The organism is Streptomyces sp. NPDC051020, from assembly GCF_040683105.1.
In the GTDB taxonomy this organism is placed as follows: domain Bacteria; phylum Actinomycetota; class Actinomycetes; order Streptomycetales; family Streptomycetaceae; genus Streptomyces.
The window spans coordinates 116,033-130,867 of sequence record NZ_JBFBCG010000003.1; the positions used below are offsets into that span (position 1 = coordinate 116,033).

A 14,835-nucleotide genomic window follows, 5' to 3' on the forward strand; every position below is an offset into this window, starting at 1 on the left:
CGAGCACGGAAACGAGCGGTAGGAGAGACATGAGCGGCAAGGGTGCACCCGAACTGTCCGTACGCAACTGCGGTGACCTGCGAGTGGCGGTGATCGCCGCCCAGTGGCACGAGAAGGTCATGAACGGCCTCGTCGACGGCGCGCTGCGCGCCCTGCACGAGCTCGGAATCGACGAGCCGACCCTGCTCCGGGTGCCCGGCAGCTTCGAGCTCCCGGTCGTCGCCAAGGTCCTCGCCGGCCGCGGCTACGACGCGATCGTCGCCCTCGGCGTGATCATCCGCGGCGGCACTCCCCACTTCGAGTACGTGTCCCACGGCGTCACCAACGGGCTCACCCAGGTCGCCGTCGACACGGGTGTCCCGGTCGGCTTCGGCGTACTGACCTGTGACACCGAGGAGCAGGCGCTCGACCGGGCCGGGCTCGAAGGTTCCAACGAGGACAAGGGGCACGAAGCGGTCACCGCGGCCGTCGCCACCGCCGCCACGCTGCGTACCGTCAGCGAGCCCTGGCGCTGAACGGGGGCGCCGGACCCCGTACGCTAAGGACCATCATGGCGAACAAAACCTTCGAAGAGCTCTTCGCCGAGCTGCAGCTCAAGGCCGCCAACGGCGACCCCTCCACCTCCCGCACCGCCGAGCTGGTGGACAAGGGTGTCCATGCCATCGGCAAGAAGGTCGTCGAGGAGGCCGCCGAAGTCTGGATGGCCGCCGAGCACGAGAGCAAGGACGCCGCCGCCGAGGAGATCTCCCAGCTGCTGTACCACGTCCAGGTGATGATGGTCGCCCGCGGAATCTCGCTCGACGACGTCTACGCCCACCTCTGAGCACAGTTTCGTACCCCGCACGTCACGTCCGTGGAAAACCCCTTCGCACAAAGGAAACCTGACCTCATGCTGCGCATCGCCGTCCCCAACAAGGGTTCTCTCTCCGGGCCTGCGATGGCGATGCTCCATGAGGCCGGCTACCAGCAGCGCAAGGAGTCCAAGGAGCTCGTCCTCGTCGACCCCGACAACGAGGTCGAGTTCTTCTACCTGCGCCCGCGCGACATCGCGATCTACGTCAGCTCCGGCCGTCTCGACATCGGCATCACCGGCCGCGATCTGCTGCTGGACTCCGGCGCGCAGTCCGAGGAGATCCTGCAGCTCGGCTTCGCCCGCTCCACCTTCCGCTACGCCACCAAGCCCGGCACGGCCGCCGGGCCGCAGGACTTCGACGGCATGACGATCGCCACCTCCTACGAGGGCATCGTGGCCAAACACCTCGCCGACGTCGGCGTCACCGCCTCCGTCGTCCACCTCGACGGCGCGGTCGAGACCGCCATCGAGCTCGGCGTCGCCCAGGTCATCGCCGATGTGGTGGAGACCGGCACCAGCCTGCGCAACGCGGGACTCGAAGTGATCGGCGAGCCGATCATGAAGTCGGAAGCCGTCGTCATCCGCCGGACGGGCGCAGCCGGGGACGACCCCAAGGTGCAGCAGTTCCTCCGCCGCCTCCAGGGCGTCCTGGTCGCCCGCAGCTACGTGATGATGGACTACGACTGCCGCGTCGAGCACCTGGAGCGCGCCGTCGCCCTCACCCCGGGCCTGGAGTCGCCGACGATCTCCCCGCTGCACCACGAGGGCTGGGTCGCCGTCCGCTCCATGGTCGCCGCCAAGGAGGCCCAGCGGATCATGGACGACCTGTACGAGCTCGGCGCCCGCGCCATCCTCACCACGGCCATCCACGCCTGCCGCCTCTGACGGCCGGACCGCAAGCGATCACCCCCGGAAGACAGATGAACACCATGTCCACCTCCGCTCCCCGGCCCGAACTTCCCGCCCTCCCGGTCACCTTCCGGCCGACCCGTACCCGGGTGGTCCTGCTGACCGTCGGAGGGGCGATGTTCGTCGTCATCACCGTCATCGCGATGAGCCTGGAGCAGCTCAGCCCGGGGGAGCGGATCAGCTTCATCTTCACCGCGCTGCTCTTCTTCGCCGTCCTGGCGCTGCTCAGCCGCCCCAAGGTCGTCGCCGACGACCACGGGGTGACCGTGGTCAATCTCACCCGCACCCGGCGGCTGTCCTGGGCGGAGATTCTCCGCGTCAACCTGCGCGTCGGCGACCCGTGGGTCTTTCTCGACCTCAGCGACGGGACCAGCATGCCCGCCCTCGGCATCCAGCCCGGAATCGCCAAGGAACAGGCCATTCGCGACGCCCGTACGCTCCGCACACTCGCCGAGAACCACGGCAGCTGTACGGAGAACGGCTGAGCCCCCTGCCCCGCACGGCCACTTCTTGATTACTCTGGAGGGCGGTGGCGCCCTGTGCGCCCCGCCCCGCACCAGAGGCCCCCAGGCCGGCGGGGCTTTCCTGCGACCCAAGGAGTGACTCCCTCCAGCAATGGACGGATCGTCCGGTAGTACCTGCGCCGCCCCTTCCCAGGAGGCGGCGGCATGACCATCCCCCTGCTGCTTCTGAGCGCAGCATTCCTTCTCATCCTCGCCAACGGATTCTTCGTGGCGGCCGAATTCGGGCTCGTCACGGTGGAGCGGCCGGACGCCGAGCGCGCCGCCGCCGAGGGCGACCGGCGGGCCCGTACCGTCGTCGACTCCCTGCGCGAGCTCTCCTTCCAGCTCTCCGGCACCCAGCTGGGCATCACCATCACCTCACTGGTCGTCGGCATGCTCGCCGAACCGGCCCTCGCCCAGCTGCTCACCGGACCCCTCACCGCGACCGGCCTCCCCGACGGGGCGGTATCCGGCGTCAGCGTGGTGATCGGGATGATCGTCGCCTCCGCAGTCCAGATGGTGATCGGCGAGCTCGTACCGAAGAACTGGGCGGTCTCCAGGCCGCTCCAGGTCGCCCGGTTCGTGGCCGGCCCCCAGCACCGCTTCGCCGGTGCTCTGCGGCCGGTGATCACGCTGCTGGACACCGTCGCCAACCGGCTGGTCCGCCTGCTGGGTGTCGAACCCACCGATGAGCTGGCCTCCGCCCGCACCCCCGGTGAACTGGTCTCCCTGGCCCGGCACTCCGCCGAGGCGGGCACCCTCGAACAGGACACGGCCGATCTCTTCGTACGGACCCTGTCGCTCGCCGGACTCACCGCTCAGCACGTCATGACACCGCGCGTGAAGGTCAGCGCCCTGCAGTCGACCGCCACCGCGGCGGACGTCCTCAACCTCACCCGCGCCACCGGCCTCTCCCGCTTCCCGGTGTACCGGGACCGGATCGACGAGGTCGTCGGCATGATCCACCTCAAGGACGCGCTCGCCGTGCCCGCCCAGGAACGCCTGCGCACCACCGCGGGCCGGATCGCCGTACCGCCCCTCCTCGTACCCGAGACACTCCCGGTCGAACAGTTGCTCCAGCGCCTGCGCAAGGAGCAGCCGATCGCCGTCGTGGTCGACGAGTACGGTGGCACCGCCGGGGTCGTCACCCTGGAGGACATCATCGAGGAGCTGGTCGGCGAGGTCAGGGACGAGCACGACGCGGAAGGCGCCGACCGGCCCGAACTGGTCGCCGCCGCCCCCGAGGACGGCCGTCCCGCCTGGGACGCCGAAGGCAGCTGCCGGGTCCTCACCCTGCGCCGGATAGGCCTCGACGTACCGGAAGGACCGTACGAGACGGTGGCCGGACTGGTCGCCGATCTGCTCGGGCGAATCCCCGCCCCCGGCGACCGGGCCGAGCTGCCGGGCTGGCGGATCTCGGTCCGCCAGGTCGGTCACTACCGCGCGGAGCAGGTCCGCTTCGTCCGCATCGCCGAACTGGCCGAACCGGTCGACGAGCCCTCGGCCGCCCGTGGTGTCCTGGAGGGCGCCCGATGAGCGTCGTCCAGTTGCTCTTCGCCGGGCTCCTCGTCCTGGCGAACGGCTTCTTCGTCGGTGCCGAGTTCGCACTCGTCTCCGTACGCCGCAGCCAGATCGAACCCCTCGCGGCGGCCGGGTCCGGCAGGGCCCGCCAAGTGCTCTACGGCCTGGAGAACCTGCCGCAGATGATGGCCGCAGCCCAGTTCGGCATCACCGTCTGCTCCCTGACCCTCGGCGCCGTCGCCGAACCGACCGTCGCCCACGTGCTGGAGCCGGTCTTCCACGCGGTCCACATCCCCGAGGAGCTCATTCACCCGCTCGGCTACGTGCTGGCGCTCGTCCTCGTGGTCTTCCTCCACCTCGTCATCGGCGAAATGGTCCCGAAGAACCTGGCGATGGCAGCCCCGGAGAAGACCGCGCTGTGGCTCAGCCCGGCCCTGGTCGGCTTCGCCCGGCTGTGCCGCCCCGTCACCACGGCGCTGGGCGCTTGCGCCCGGCTGGTGCTCCGGCTCTTCCGCGTCGAACCCAAGGACGAGGTCGAGGCCGTCTTCACCAGCGAGCAGCTCAACCGGCTCGTCGAGGACTCCGGGCAGGCCGGACTGCTGGAACCGGAGGCGCAGGAGCGGCTGGAGGATGCCCTGGAGCTGGGCAGCAGGCCGGTCACCGATGTGCTGCTCGCCAAGGCAGCCCTGGTGACGGTGGACCCGTCGGTCACCCCGCGCAGAATCGAGGAGCTGACCGTACGGACCGGCTACTCGCGTTTCCCCGTCTGTGCGGAGGGCGGCGGCCCGTTCATGGGGTATCTGCACGTCAAGGACGTCCTCGACCTGGAGGACGGCGAACGGGCGGTCCCGCAGCACATCTGGCGCCCGATGGCGACACTGCGCGCGGAGCTGCCCCTGGACGATGCCCTGACGGTGATGCGTCGCGCCGCCACCCATCTGGCCCAGGTGGCCGACGCATCAGGCCGGATCCTCGGCCTGGTCGCGATGGAGGACGTCCTGGAAATGCTGGTGGGGGAGGTGCGCGACCCGGCGCACCGGGTCTCGATACCCCGCCGGACGGTGGACGTGGCGCTGGCAGCCCCGGTCCCGGCCGAACTGCAACCACTGGCAACCGCATCGGGCCCGTCGGCCCTCTCGAGCCTGTCCGGCGATTGAGAACGGTCGTGCCAGGTCTCCTCGCCGGACGGGCGCTCAGTGCGGCCCGTCCGGCGATCGAGGACAAACCGCCCACCGGGTGACGCCCGTCACGATGACACCGCCCACCCGGCCGGCAAGGTTACAGAGGCGGAGGTTCCTGCTGCTTCCGGTCAACCGGCCCCCGGCCGGACAGTACTTCGCCGTACGCCTGCATCAGATCCGGCAGCCGCAGCGTCGCAAGATCGTCGCGGGTGGGCACCGTCGCATACCCGGAGAGCCGCAAGTCCCGGTACGCGCAGCTCTTCTCGTACAGCGTGCGCAGGAACCGTCCGTTGCCCAGCTCGTCGATCCAGCCCTGGTCGACGACATGGCCGCTGATCGAGCGCAGCTCCTCCAGGGACTCCTCGTCCCACACGTCGTCGTTGTCCTTGGCCAGTACCTCACCGATCGAGGTGAGTTCCAGCGGCCGGTAGCTGGGGAAGTCCACCCGGGTGGTGAACCGGGAGGAGAGTCCGGGGTTGGTGGCCAGCAGCCGGTCCATGCCTTCGGGGTAGCCCGCGAGGATGACGACGAGATGGTCCCGGTTGTCCTCGGCCCGCTTGAGGAGGACCTGCAGCGCCTCGTCCCCGTACGCGTCGCCCTTGCTGTAGCCGGAGTTGGAGAGGCTGTACGCCTCGTCGACGAACAGCACCCCACCGAGCGCCGAGTCGATCAGCTCATTGGCCTTGACTGCTGTCTGTCCGAGGAACTCGCCGACCAGATCGGAGCGTTGGGCCTCGACGAGATGGTCCCCGCCGAGCAGCCCCAGTGCGTAGAAGACCCGGCCCAGGATGCGGGCCACTGTGGTCTTCCCGGTGCCCGAGGGGCCGGAGAAGACGAAGTGGCGCTTCGGCGGCTGGACCGGAAGCCCCTGACCGGCCCGCAGCCGCGCCATGTTCAACTGCGCGGACAATGCCTTGACCTGGCGCTTGACCGGTTCGAGGCCGACCATCCGCTCCAGCTCCGCCAGCGCCGCGGCGAGCAGCACCGGATCGCTGGGCCCTGCCGGGAATGCCTGCGAGGACTGGCCGGGCACGGCGGTCTTCTTCCGCGCCCCGTCTGCCCGAGGAGGCACCCCGGCGCCCGGCAGGCTCTGCGGATCGCCGCCGGGCCGAAGTTCCCGCCCGCCCGCCGGATCGGTGCCGAGCAGCGGGTCCCCGTCCGGCAGCGCCTCCGCGGCCGTGGAGTCGGCGCCCAGCCCGGTCAGCGACACGGACGCGAGACCGGCCGCCTCGTCGGAGCCTTCGAGCCCGTCGTAGTCCGCGATCGCGGCGAGCCGCGCCGAGGTGTCCATGAACGCCGGGTCGATCCGGTGCACCGCCCGGTAGAGCGGCAGGGCGGCCGCGCTGCGCCCGGTGCCCTCGTGCGCGCGGGCCAGCCAGTAGCGCAGCTCCTTGCGCTGCGGCTGTTCGCTGCGGCAGCGCATCAGCGCGGTGGAGAGCAGCGGCTCGGCCTGCCCGTACATCTCCAGCCGTACCCGTGCCATCCCGCCGAAGAGTCCCGCCTCGATGCCGAGCAGCGGATCGTCGACGAGCTGTTCGGTGTGGCGGACGAGCTGTTCCCAGTCCTTCACCAGATACGAGCGGCAGGCGTGCAGAAACCGCACCTGAGGGTCCGCGTCCACGGGTGGCAGTCCGGCCAGCGCCCGGTCCAGCTCCGGGACATGGCGTCCGTCCAGCCAGTGCGAGGCGTGCGCGAGCAGCAGGTCGCGCGGGCTCTCCAGTACGGGCTGTACCCACCAGCCCAGCCAGTACCAGGAGTTGAGCGTGCGCCGATGGCGGGTGCGCTGTTCGCCGAAGCGCTCGCGGTGGCGGTACATCCGCAGCAGCGCGGTCGTCGTGTCGATCCGCAGGGCATGGAGGCCGAGCCAGCCGTCCGCCATGCCGGGATCCAGCCGCACCGCCGTTCTGAACTCCTCCTCGGCCTGCGGATAGGCGCCCATCGTGTAGGCGTCCACGCCGCGCAGCCAGGCGAGGTCGGCCGGGGCCTGTGCGCCCTGCGTGCCGATGTCCATCAGGTCCCCCACAAGCCGTGCCCCCAGGTTGTCCCGCCGCACGACCCGCCCGTCCAGGCGCGCTGAACCATGCTGCCGTGGACGGGAATTGACCGCACCGAGAGGCATCGTACCTGCGCAGGTGGTGCGCGACTAAGGGCACCGCAAGCAGAACGGGGGCCGTGACCGAGGGTGAGCGGAATACGGTGAACAGCCGTACGGAGGTGGGTGCGAGGGCAGAACGAAGCCCCCGATCACGGGGGAACAACCGGGGGCTTCGCGTCTGTGGGGGCTCCGAAAAGCCGCACATTGAGAACGTAAGACCTGTACCGCCCCCGGGTCAAGCGGAGTTGAGGCACTTCCGGGCCGTTTTCCGACTGGTCAGTACGTCGCGGTGGGATGCTCACGGTGGGTGACGGAGTGGTTCGTTCCTGCTGTCGCGCGGGGTCCTTCCAGCCACTCGTACCCCGCAGGCAACTGGCGTACCAGAGTGTCCGCGTACGGGCGCGACGGATCGGCGGCGAAATGTCGTTCCTCGGCCGCGGTCCACTCGTCCCAGAAGGCCGAAAGCGCCGGCCCGTCCCGCCGTCGGCCCCGCTGCCAGGACGCCAGGGGGCCGAGCTCCATCCACCACAGCTGGGCGAGATGCGGGCGCAGGGCCCGGCGGCCTGCGCCCACTCCCTCGATCAGTACCACCGGTGCCGGTTCCAGCGTCTGCGGTGGGCCGAGGCGCCGGGCCGTCCAGTCGTACGGCGCGTAGTGCGCGGTCTCCCCGCGCGACAGCGGGCCGATCACCTGGTCCCGGAGCCGGTCTGCCCAGCCGAACAGCTCCTCGTGCGTGGCCAGGTCGTCCAGATGCAGCACGGGCGCGTCCCCGAGCGCCACCGAGAGGCGGGAGGCGAGAGTGCTCTTGCCCGAGCCCGCATGACCGTCGACGGCGATCAGCCGCACGGGTCCGCAGGACGGCGGCAGGGTGATCAGGCGCGAGGCGAGGCGGGCGAGGTCGTTCATGCGGACCAGCGTACGAGGCGATACGAAGCAACTGCAGGTCACGTCAGTGGACCAGACCAATATTTGTTCCGCGGCGCGAGGTGAATCGCTGGCCCAATCCGGCTGCGAACCGCAATAGTTGGCGCACTGTCGTGCACTCGCAGCCCCATTCCGCCAATGACCGGGGGTCTCGCCCATGAACAGACCGACTTCACGCAGAACCGTGCTGACTGCCGCGCTCGCCGTGGCCGCCGGCGCCGGCACGGCGACGTCCGCAGGCTCCGCGGCCGCCGCGCCCTCGCTCGCACCGCCCCCCACGTCCTCGGCTGCTGCGTCCCTGGTGGACAACCATTCCTGGCGTACGTACACCGACTGGCGCAGCGGTTCCGGCGCCGGGACGCGCGTCGTCGCGGGCCGACGGCCCGGACTGGTGATCGGCATCCCGCAGGGGCGTACCGACTACACGGACCCGCACACCGGGAAGACGGCGACCTGGGAGTACGCGACCTGGACCTCGCCGCGCCACCGCTCGTCGGTCCCGGCCACCGAGGTGATCGCGTCCTGGAACGCGGACGCCCCGGCCGGCACCTGGATCCAGATCGAGCTGTGCGGCCGCTACTCGGACGACACCGAGACCCCCTGGTACGTGATGGGCCGCTGGGCGGCGGGCGACGGCGACATCCGCCGTACCTCCGTCGACGACCAGACCGACGGCAGAAGCTCGATCTGGACGGACACCTTCTCGGTGGACGACGCGGCGAGCGGGCTGCGGCTGGTCTCCTACCGGCTGCGGCTCACCCTCTACCGGACCCCGGACAGTCGCCTCACGCCGACCGTGTGGCGGCTCGGCGCCATGGCCTCGGACATCCCCGACCGGTTCACCGTGGAGCCCAGCACTCCGGGCCTCGCCAGGGAACTGCCGGTGCCGCGCTACTCGCAGAATGTGCACGCCGGCCAGTACCCGGAGTACGACAACGGCGGTGAGGCGTGGTGCAGCCCCACCTCCTCGCAGATGATCATCGAGTACTGGGGGCGGAGGCCCACCACCGAGGATCTCGCCTGGGTGAAGCCGGGCCTCGCGGACCCGCAGGTCTGCCACGCGGCCCGCTTCACGTACGACTACCAGTACGAGGGCTGCGGCAACTGGCCGTTCAACGCCGCCTATGCCGCCACGTACGACGGCATGAGCGCGGTGGTGACCCGGCTGAGTTCGCTGACGGACCTGGAGACGCTGATCCGGGCGGGCATCCCGGTCATCACGTCGCAGTCGTTCCGCAAGGAGGAGCTGACCGGGGCCGGGTACGGGACCTCCGGCCATCTCATGACCGTGATCGGGTTCACGGCGGACGGCGACGTGATCGCCAACGATCCCGCTTCGCCGAGCGACGAGGCCGTCCGCCGGATCTACAAGCGCCACGAGTGGGAGACGATCTGGCTCCGCACCAAGCGCTATGACGCGAACGGCAAGGTCAGAAGCGGTACGGGCGGTGTCTGCTACATCTACTGGCCTGCTGAGCCGGCACCGAGTCAGCGCCGCGCGCTGCGGTCGCTGGGACTGGTGTGAGCATGTGCGGCTCCACGGCCGTCTCGACGACCTGACGGCAGCGTTCCCGGCCGTCCTGCGTGAGGTGGCCGTACCGGTCCACCGTGACCTTGATCGAGCGATGTCCGAGCCAACGAGACACCTCGTGGGTGGACACGCCGCTCGTCAGGGTCACGGTGGTGAGGGCAAGCTCTACCTCGCCACCGTCCTGTGGGCGCACCACGGCAGCGGTACGGACCCCGACGGGGAGCCCGTACCGCTGCACGGTGGTGGCGCTGGTCAGGGGTGCGTCAGGCGGCGGGCGCGATGGCCTCCGCCTGCGGGTTCGCTGCTCGGCGTGGCAGGGTGAGTACGGCCAGGAAACCGAGGACCGCGACCACGGCGAAGAAGTAGAAGCCCCACGGGTGGCCAATGCCGGCCGTGACCAGGGCACCGGTGATCGACGGGCCGACGATCGAGCCGATCCGGCCAATGCCCGAGGCGGAGCCGAGGGCGGTGCTGCGGATGGAGGCCGGGTAGAAGTTCGTCACGTAGGCGTAGACGAGCACCTGGGCCGAGAAGACGAACATGCCGGTGAGGAAGACGACGACGTTGAGCAGGGTGTTGCTCTCCATCTTGACGCTCAGACACGTGAGCATGACCACCGAGACCCCGAACCAGCCCAGTGTGGTGCCTTTGATGCCTCGCCGGTCGGCGACGAAGCCGCCGAAGACCAGGCCGGCGACGCCGCCGATGTTGAGTACGAGGAGCTGGGTGACGGCCGTGGGGACGGGGTAGCCGGCGTCGTTCATGAGCTTCGGCAGCCAGGTGTTGAGGCCGTAGACCAGCAGCAGCCCCATGAAGGAGGCGACCCAGATGCCGATGCTCGCGCGGAGGTAGGCGGATTTGAGCAGTTCGGTGAACGGAACGCGCTGGGACCCGTGTGCCTCCTTGGCGCGGACGAAGGCCTCCGACTCCGGCAGGCGGAACCACTGGATGGCTGCAACGACGAAGCCGGCGACGCCGAGGATGTAGAAGAGAATCTCCCAGTTGTCGGTCACCTGCAGGGCCAGAAGTGAGGTGATCACGGCACCGGTGTGGTAGCCCGTCATCGTCAGCGTGCTGGCTCGCGCTCGCTGGCTGGCCGGCATGTGCTCGGCCATCATCGTGAGCGAAACCGGCATGCAGGCACCGAGGCCCAGGCCGGCGATGAGGCGGAGTACGGCGAACATCGCGACGGAGCCGGCCAGTGGCACCAGGATGGTGAAGAGCGAGAACAGCACCACGGACCCGATGAGCAGATAGCGTCGCCCCAGCCGGTCGGCCAGCGGGCCGACGGAGACCGCGCCGATGGCCACGCCGACGAGTGAGAGCGTGGCGATGGTGGTCGCGTCACCCGCGGTCATACCGAGGTGGTGGGTTTTGAGCAGGGTTGGGATGATGGCGCCGAGAACCACGAGGTCGTAGCCCTCGAGCAGAACCGTGATCCAGCACAGGATCATCGTCCAGGCGTCGCGTCCGGCGGTGCCGGTCTGCGCCGGCGTGTGGGACGAGGTGACGGATGTCATCGTGAAATTCCCCCAGGGGACGGGTGTGCGATAGCGGGTCAGGGTGCGGAAGAGCGGGGTCGGAACGGGGAGTCGGCGATGTCCGGGCGGACCGTGACCCACTGGGTCTCGGTGAAGGCCTCGATGTTGGCCGCGGCGCCGCCGAAACGGGACCCGGTGCCGGAGGCCTTGACCCTGCCGAAGGGTGCGTTGCGCGTTGGGCTCATCGCTGACCGAGGAGGCCGCTGAACTATCGAAGTGCCCCGTACGTCCCGTTGCGTCGCTGCTCAGCAGGCGTGGAAGCGCTCGTCCGGCGGGCAGGGCGCGCACTGCAAGCGGATCTACGACTCAGGCCGGGCCGCGATTCCGATGGGGGAGAGCGGGCACAGGGGGGCCTGGCCCGCCGCTCCGTCTGCGAGCCGAGCAGAATCGCCTTCAACTCGATCCTGTCGCTCCGATGGGCGGTGAGTCTCCGCGCGACTCATTCGAAGCGACAGGTTGAGTTCAGCCCGCCCTCCCGCAGCGCTCCGTGTTGATCTCCGCCAGGGTGGTCTCGTTGTAACGGGCCCCGTGTACGGTCGCGGCGTTCAGCACCTGTCCTGCCCGATCGAGAACGTCGCTGGGTATGTCGAGGTCGAGGACGGACATGTTCTCCCGCAGGTGTTCGACCGACCTGGTGCCCGGGATGGCCAGGACGTGCTCGCCACGCGACAGCACCCACGCGAGCGCCAGCTGGGTCAGCGTGCAGCCGGCGTCGCGGGCGATCATTTCGAGCTGGGTTCGCAGACCCAGGTTCGCGGGATAGTTCGCCCCGCCGAAGCGGGGCATGTTCCGCCGGATGTCCTTGTCCACCAGTGCCGCGGGGGCGGGCGGCTCGGTGGTGAGGAAGCCGCGGGCCAGCGGGCTGAAAGCCACCAGCGCCACGCCGAGCTCGGCCGCCGCAGCGAGCGTCCCCTGCTCCGGGTTGCGCGACCAGAGGCTGTACTCGTTCTGCAGCGCCGCGATGGGATGCACGGCGTGCGCCCGGCGCAGCGTCTCGGCGGAGACCTCGGAAAGCCCGAGCGTGCGTACCTTCCCGGCCTCGACGAGTTCGGCCATCGCCCCGACGCTCTCCTCGACGGGGACCTTCCGGTCGAGGCGGTGCAGATAGTAGAGGTCGATGACATCGGTCTTCAGCCGGGCGAGTGCCTCGTCGGCGGTACGCCGGATGGTCTCGGGGCGGCCGTCGATGACGCGCTGCCCGTCGACGCCGGTCATCCCGCACTTGCTGGCCAGCACGACCCGGTCCCGGTGGCCGGCGAGCACGTGGCCGACCAGCTCCTCGTTGGCGCCGAAGCCGTAGAGCGCGGCCGTGTCGAAGAGCGTGACGCCCTCCTCCGCAGCCGTGCGCAGCAGATGCTCGGCGGCCTCCCGCGTGGGCGGGACACCGTAGGCGTGGCTGACGTTCATGCAGCCCAGCCCGATCGCGGGGACCTCGAACGGCCCGATCCGGCGCGGCGCGCGGCCCGGGCTCGCCATTCCCACCGCGGTCACGCGTTCGAGACAGCGGCGAGCTGCTCCTCGAGGGCCGCCAGCGTCCGGTAGCAGGGCATCACCTCGGCGATGGAGGAGTTCGGCTCGCGGCCCTCGCGGATGGCGGCGACGAACTCGCGGTCCTGGAGCTCGATGCCGTCCATGGACACATCGACCCCCCTCACGTCGATCGGCTCGTCCTTGCCGGTGACCAGGTCGTCGTACCGGGCGAGGTAGGTGCCGGTGTCGCCGATGTAGCGGAAGAACGTGCCGAGCGGCCCGTCGTTGTTGAACGACAGCGACAGCGTGCAGATCGCGCCGTTCTCCGCGCGCAGCTGAATCGACATGTCCATGGCGATGCCGAGTTCGGGGTGGATCGGCCCCTGGACCGCGTTGGCCTGCACGACAGGCGACCCGGTCTGGTAGGCGAACAGGTCGACGGTGTGCGCGGCGTGGTGCCACAGCAGGTGGTCGGTCCACGACCGCGGCTGGCCGAGGGCGTTGAGGTTCTTGCGGCGGAAGAAGTACGTCTGCACATCCATCTGCTGGATGTTGTACTCGCCGGCCTCGATCCGCTGCCGCACCCACTGGTGGCTCGGGTTGAAGCGGCGCGTGTGCCCCACCATCGCGACGAGTCCGGTGCGCTGCTGCGCCTCCAGGCAGGCTTCGGCGTCGGCCAGCGAGTCGGCCAGCGGGATTTCGACCTGGACGTGCTTGCCCGCCTCCAGACAGGCGATCGTCTGCGCGGCGTGCATGTGCGTGGGCGTGGCGAGGATGACGGCGTCGACGTCGTCCATCGCCAGCACCTCGTCGAGGGTCGCGACGCCGCGGCCCACGCCCTGCTCCTCGGCGAACCTCTGGGCGCTTTCGAGGCTGCTGCTCACCACAGCGGTCACCTCGACGCCCTTGATCCGCTTGAGCGCGGCCGCGTGCTTGGCACCGAAGGCGCCGCCCCCGGCCAGGGCGATCCGGACGGTCTGCTCGTCAGTCATGTCACTCCTTAGCGGCGGGCGCCTCGGCCCGCGGGTGGTTCTCGAGAATCAGGTGGCCGACGGCGGTGTTGGACGCCGGCACATGGTAGAAGCGGTGCTTGACTTCGACCTCGCCGGAGCCGTCGATGTCGCTCATCGCCCCGCGGGCGATCAGCCACATGACCAGCTCGATGCCCTCCGAGCCCGCCTCCTCGACGTACTCCAGGTGCGGCACCTGCGACAGCCCGGCCGGGTCCTCGATCAGCTTGTCGAGGAAGGCGTTGTCCCACTCGCGGTTGATGAGGCCGGCGCGGGGACCCTGCAACTGGTGGCTCATGCCACCGGTACCCCACACCTGGACGTTCAACGGCTTGTCGTAGGACTCGATCGCCTTGCGCAGCGACTGGCCGAGCTTGAAGCACCTGGCGCCCGAGGGCACCGGGTACTGCACCACGTTGACGTGGAACGGGATGACCTTGCACGGCCACTTCTCGACGTCCCCGAACATCAGCGACAGGGGGACGGTCAGGCCGTGGTCGACGGTCATCTCGTTGACGAGGGTGAGGTCGAAGTCGTCCTGGATGAGCGAGTGCGCGATGTGCGCGGCCAGGTCGGGGTCGCCCTCGATGCCCGGCACCGGCCGGGGCCCGTAGCCCTCATCGGCGGTGGGGTAGGCCGCGCCGGTGCCGAGCACGAAGGTCGGGATCAGCGACAGGTCGAACGAGGTGGCGTGGTCGTTGTAGACCAGGAACACCACGTCGGGGATGTTCTCCTTCTCCCACTGCTTGGAGAACTCGTACCCTTCGAAGAGCGGCTTCCAGTACGGCTCGTCGGTCTTGCCGTGGTCCAGCGCCGCGCCGACCGCCGGCACGTGCGAGGTGAAGACCGCGCCGGTGATCGCGGCGTGCTCGGCCGGCGGCGTCGGGTCGGCGTACGCCGCGTCGAGGACGGCATGGTCGATCCGGTTGCCCTCGACGGACCGGCCGCCGCCGATCATCATGTCCCGGTATTCCTGCTCGGACATGCCGGTCATCGAGCCCGCCATCTGCTGGAACGACAGCCCCAGTGTCGCGCCCCACTTCGCGAGGAAGTAGATGTTGCCGCCCTCGCGCATCGCGGCGTTGAGGTCGCCGTCGAGCAGCGCCTGCTTCTGCGCTTCGCGCAGCGGCCACTCGTCCAGGTAGGCGCGCTGGTCCGCGAGGAAACGCTCGCGGTTCTCCGCCTTCATCAGCGACATGCAGAACTGGTTGAGGTGGTACCCCTTGGCGGACTGCTCGGCGTCGAAGATGGTCGTCCCCGGAACCAGTTTGTAGGTCTTGTCCAGTGCCATGGTCGG

General features: G+C 69.7%; 14 protein-coding genes. 7 read left to right on the forward strand and 7 right to left on the reverse strand.

All coding sequences use genetic code 11. The features are described 5' to 3' along the window. Positions 1–29 precede the first annotated feature (29 nt). The 6 genes from ribH to AB0N06_RS03050 all read left to right on the forward strand — a co-directional run bounded on the left by ribH (position 30) and on the right by AB0N06_RS03050 (position 4,943). Positions 30–515, forward strand: a complete 486-nt coding sequence (gene ribH / locus AB0N06_RS03025; protein WP_366133011.1) for a 6,7-dimethyl-8-ribityllumazine synthase — start codon at positions 30–32, stop codon at positions 513–515. Between the two features lie 35 nt (positions 516–550). Beyond that, positions 551–823, forward strand: a complete 273-nt coding sequence (locus AB0N06_RS03030) for a phosphoribosyl-ATP diphosphatase (RefSeq protein WP_018524273.1) — start codon at positions 551–553, stop codon at positions 821–823. Between the two features lie 66 nt (positions 824–889). After that, positions 890–1,738, forward strand: coding sequence for an ATP phosphoribosyltransferase (gene hisG / locus AB0N06_RS03035; RefSeq protein ID WP_366133012.1), 849 nt, complete (start codon positions 890–892; stop codon positions 1,736–1,738). 44 nt (positions 1,739–1,782) lie between these two features. Next, positions 1,783–2,247, forward strand: a complete 465-nt coding sequence (locus AB0N06_RS03040) for a PH domain-containing protein (protein ID WP_366133066.1) — start codon at positions 1,783–1,785, stop codon at positions 2,245–2,247. Between the two features lie 183 nt (positions 2,248–2,430). After that, positions 2,431–3,801 carry a hemolysin family protein gene (locus tag AB0N06_RS03045; protein WP_366133013.1) on the forward strand — a complete coding sequence of 457 codons (1,371 nt, stop codon included), beginning with the start codon at positions 2,431–2,433 and terminating at the stop codon, positions 3,799–3,801. Continuing rightward, entirely contained in the window at positions 3,798–4,943 is a 1,146-nt protein-coding gene (locus AB0N06_RS03050; protein ID WP_366133014.1) for a hemolysin family protein, read from the forward strand. Before AB0N06_RS03045 ends, AB0N06_RS03050 begins: the two co-directional genes overlap by 4 nt. Before the next feature lie 121 nt (positions 4,944–5,064). On the opposite strand, the gene AB0N06_RS03055 is transcribed toward AB0N06_RS03050, so the two are convergent. Further along, complete coding sequence (locus tag AB0N06_RS03055; protein ID WP_366133015.1) at positions 5,065–6,978, reverse strand: AAA family ATPase; 1,914 nt, start codon at positions 6,976–6,978, stop codon at positions 5,065–5,067. Between the two features lie 360 nt (positions 6,979–7,338). Continuing rightward, the gene (locus tag AB0N06_RS03060; protein WP_366133016.1) at positions 7,339–7,968 is read right to left on the reverse strand and encodes a hypothetical protein; all 630 of its coding nucleotides are present in this window, start codon (positions 7,966–7,968) and stop codon (positions 7,339–7,341) included. A gap of 175 nt (positions 7,969–8,143) precedes the next feature. Here AB0N06_RS03060 and AB0N06_RS03065 point away from each other — a divergent pair, with 175 nt between their 5' ends. Then, positions 8,144–9,511: a peptidase C39 family protein gene (locus tag AB0N06_RS03065; RefSeq protein ID WP_366133017.1), complete on the forward strand. Its 1,368-nt coding sequence runs from the start codon at positions 8,144–8,146 to the stop codon at positions 9,509–9,511. A gap of 269 nt (positions 9,512–9,780) precedes the next feature. Here the strand turns inward: AB0N06_RS03065 and AB0N06_RS03070 are convergent, their stop codons facing one another. The 5 genes from AB0N06_RS03070 to ligA form a co-directional block, all read right to left on the reverse strand. Next, entirely contained in the window at positions 9,781–11,037 is a 1,257-nt protein-coding gene (locus tag AB0N06_RS03070) for an aromatic acid/H+ symport family MFS transporter (protein WP_366133018.1), read from the reverse strand. Between the two features lie 38 nt (positions 11,038–11,075). Continuing rightward, a complete protein-coding gene (locus tag AB0N06_RS03075) occupies positions 11,076–11,243 on the reverse strand; it encodes a hypothetical protein (protein WP_366133068.1) in 168 nt (55 codons plus the stop codon). Positions 11,244–11,520: 277 nt separating this feature from the next. After that, complete coding sequence (locus AB0N06_RS03080) at positions 11,521–12,549, reverse strand: aldo/keto reductase (protein WP_366133019.1); 1,029 nt, start codon at positions 12,547–12,549, stop codon at positions 11,521–11,523. Continuing rightward, complete coding sequence (locus AB0N06_RS03085) at positions 12,546–13,520, reverse strand: Gfo/Idh/MocA family oxidoreductase (protein WP_366133020.1); 975 nt, start codon at positions 13,518–13,520, stop codon at positions 12,546–12,548. Before AB0N06_RS03085 ends, AB0N06_RS03080 begins: the two co-directional genes overlap by 4 nt. 1 nt (position 13,521) lies before the next feature. Further along, positions 13,522–14,829: a protocatechuate 4,5-dioxygenase subunit alpha gene (gene ligA, locus AB0N06_RS03090; RefSeq protein WP_366133021.1), complete on the reverse strand. Its 1,308-nt coding sequence runs from the start codon at positions 14,827–14,829 to the stop codon at positions 13,522–13,524. Positions 14,830–14,835 lie beyond the last annotated feature (6 nt).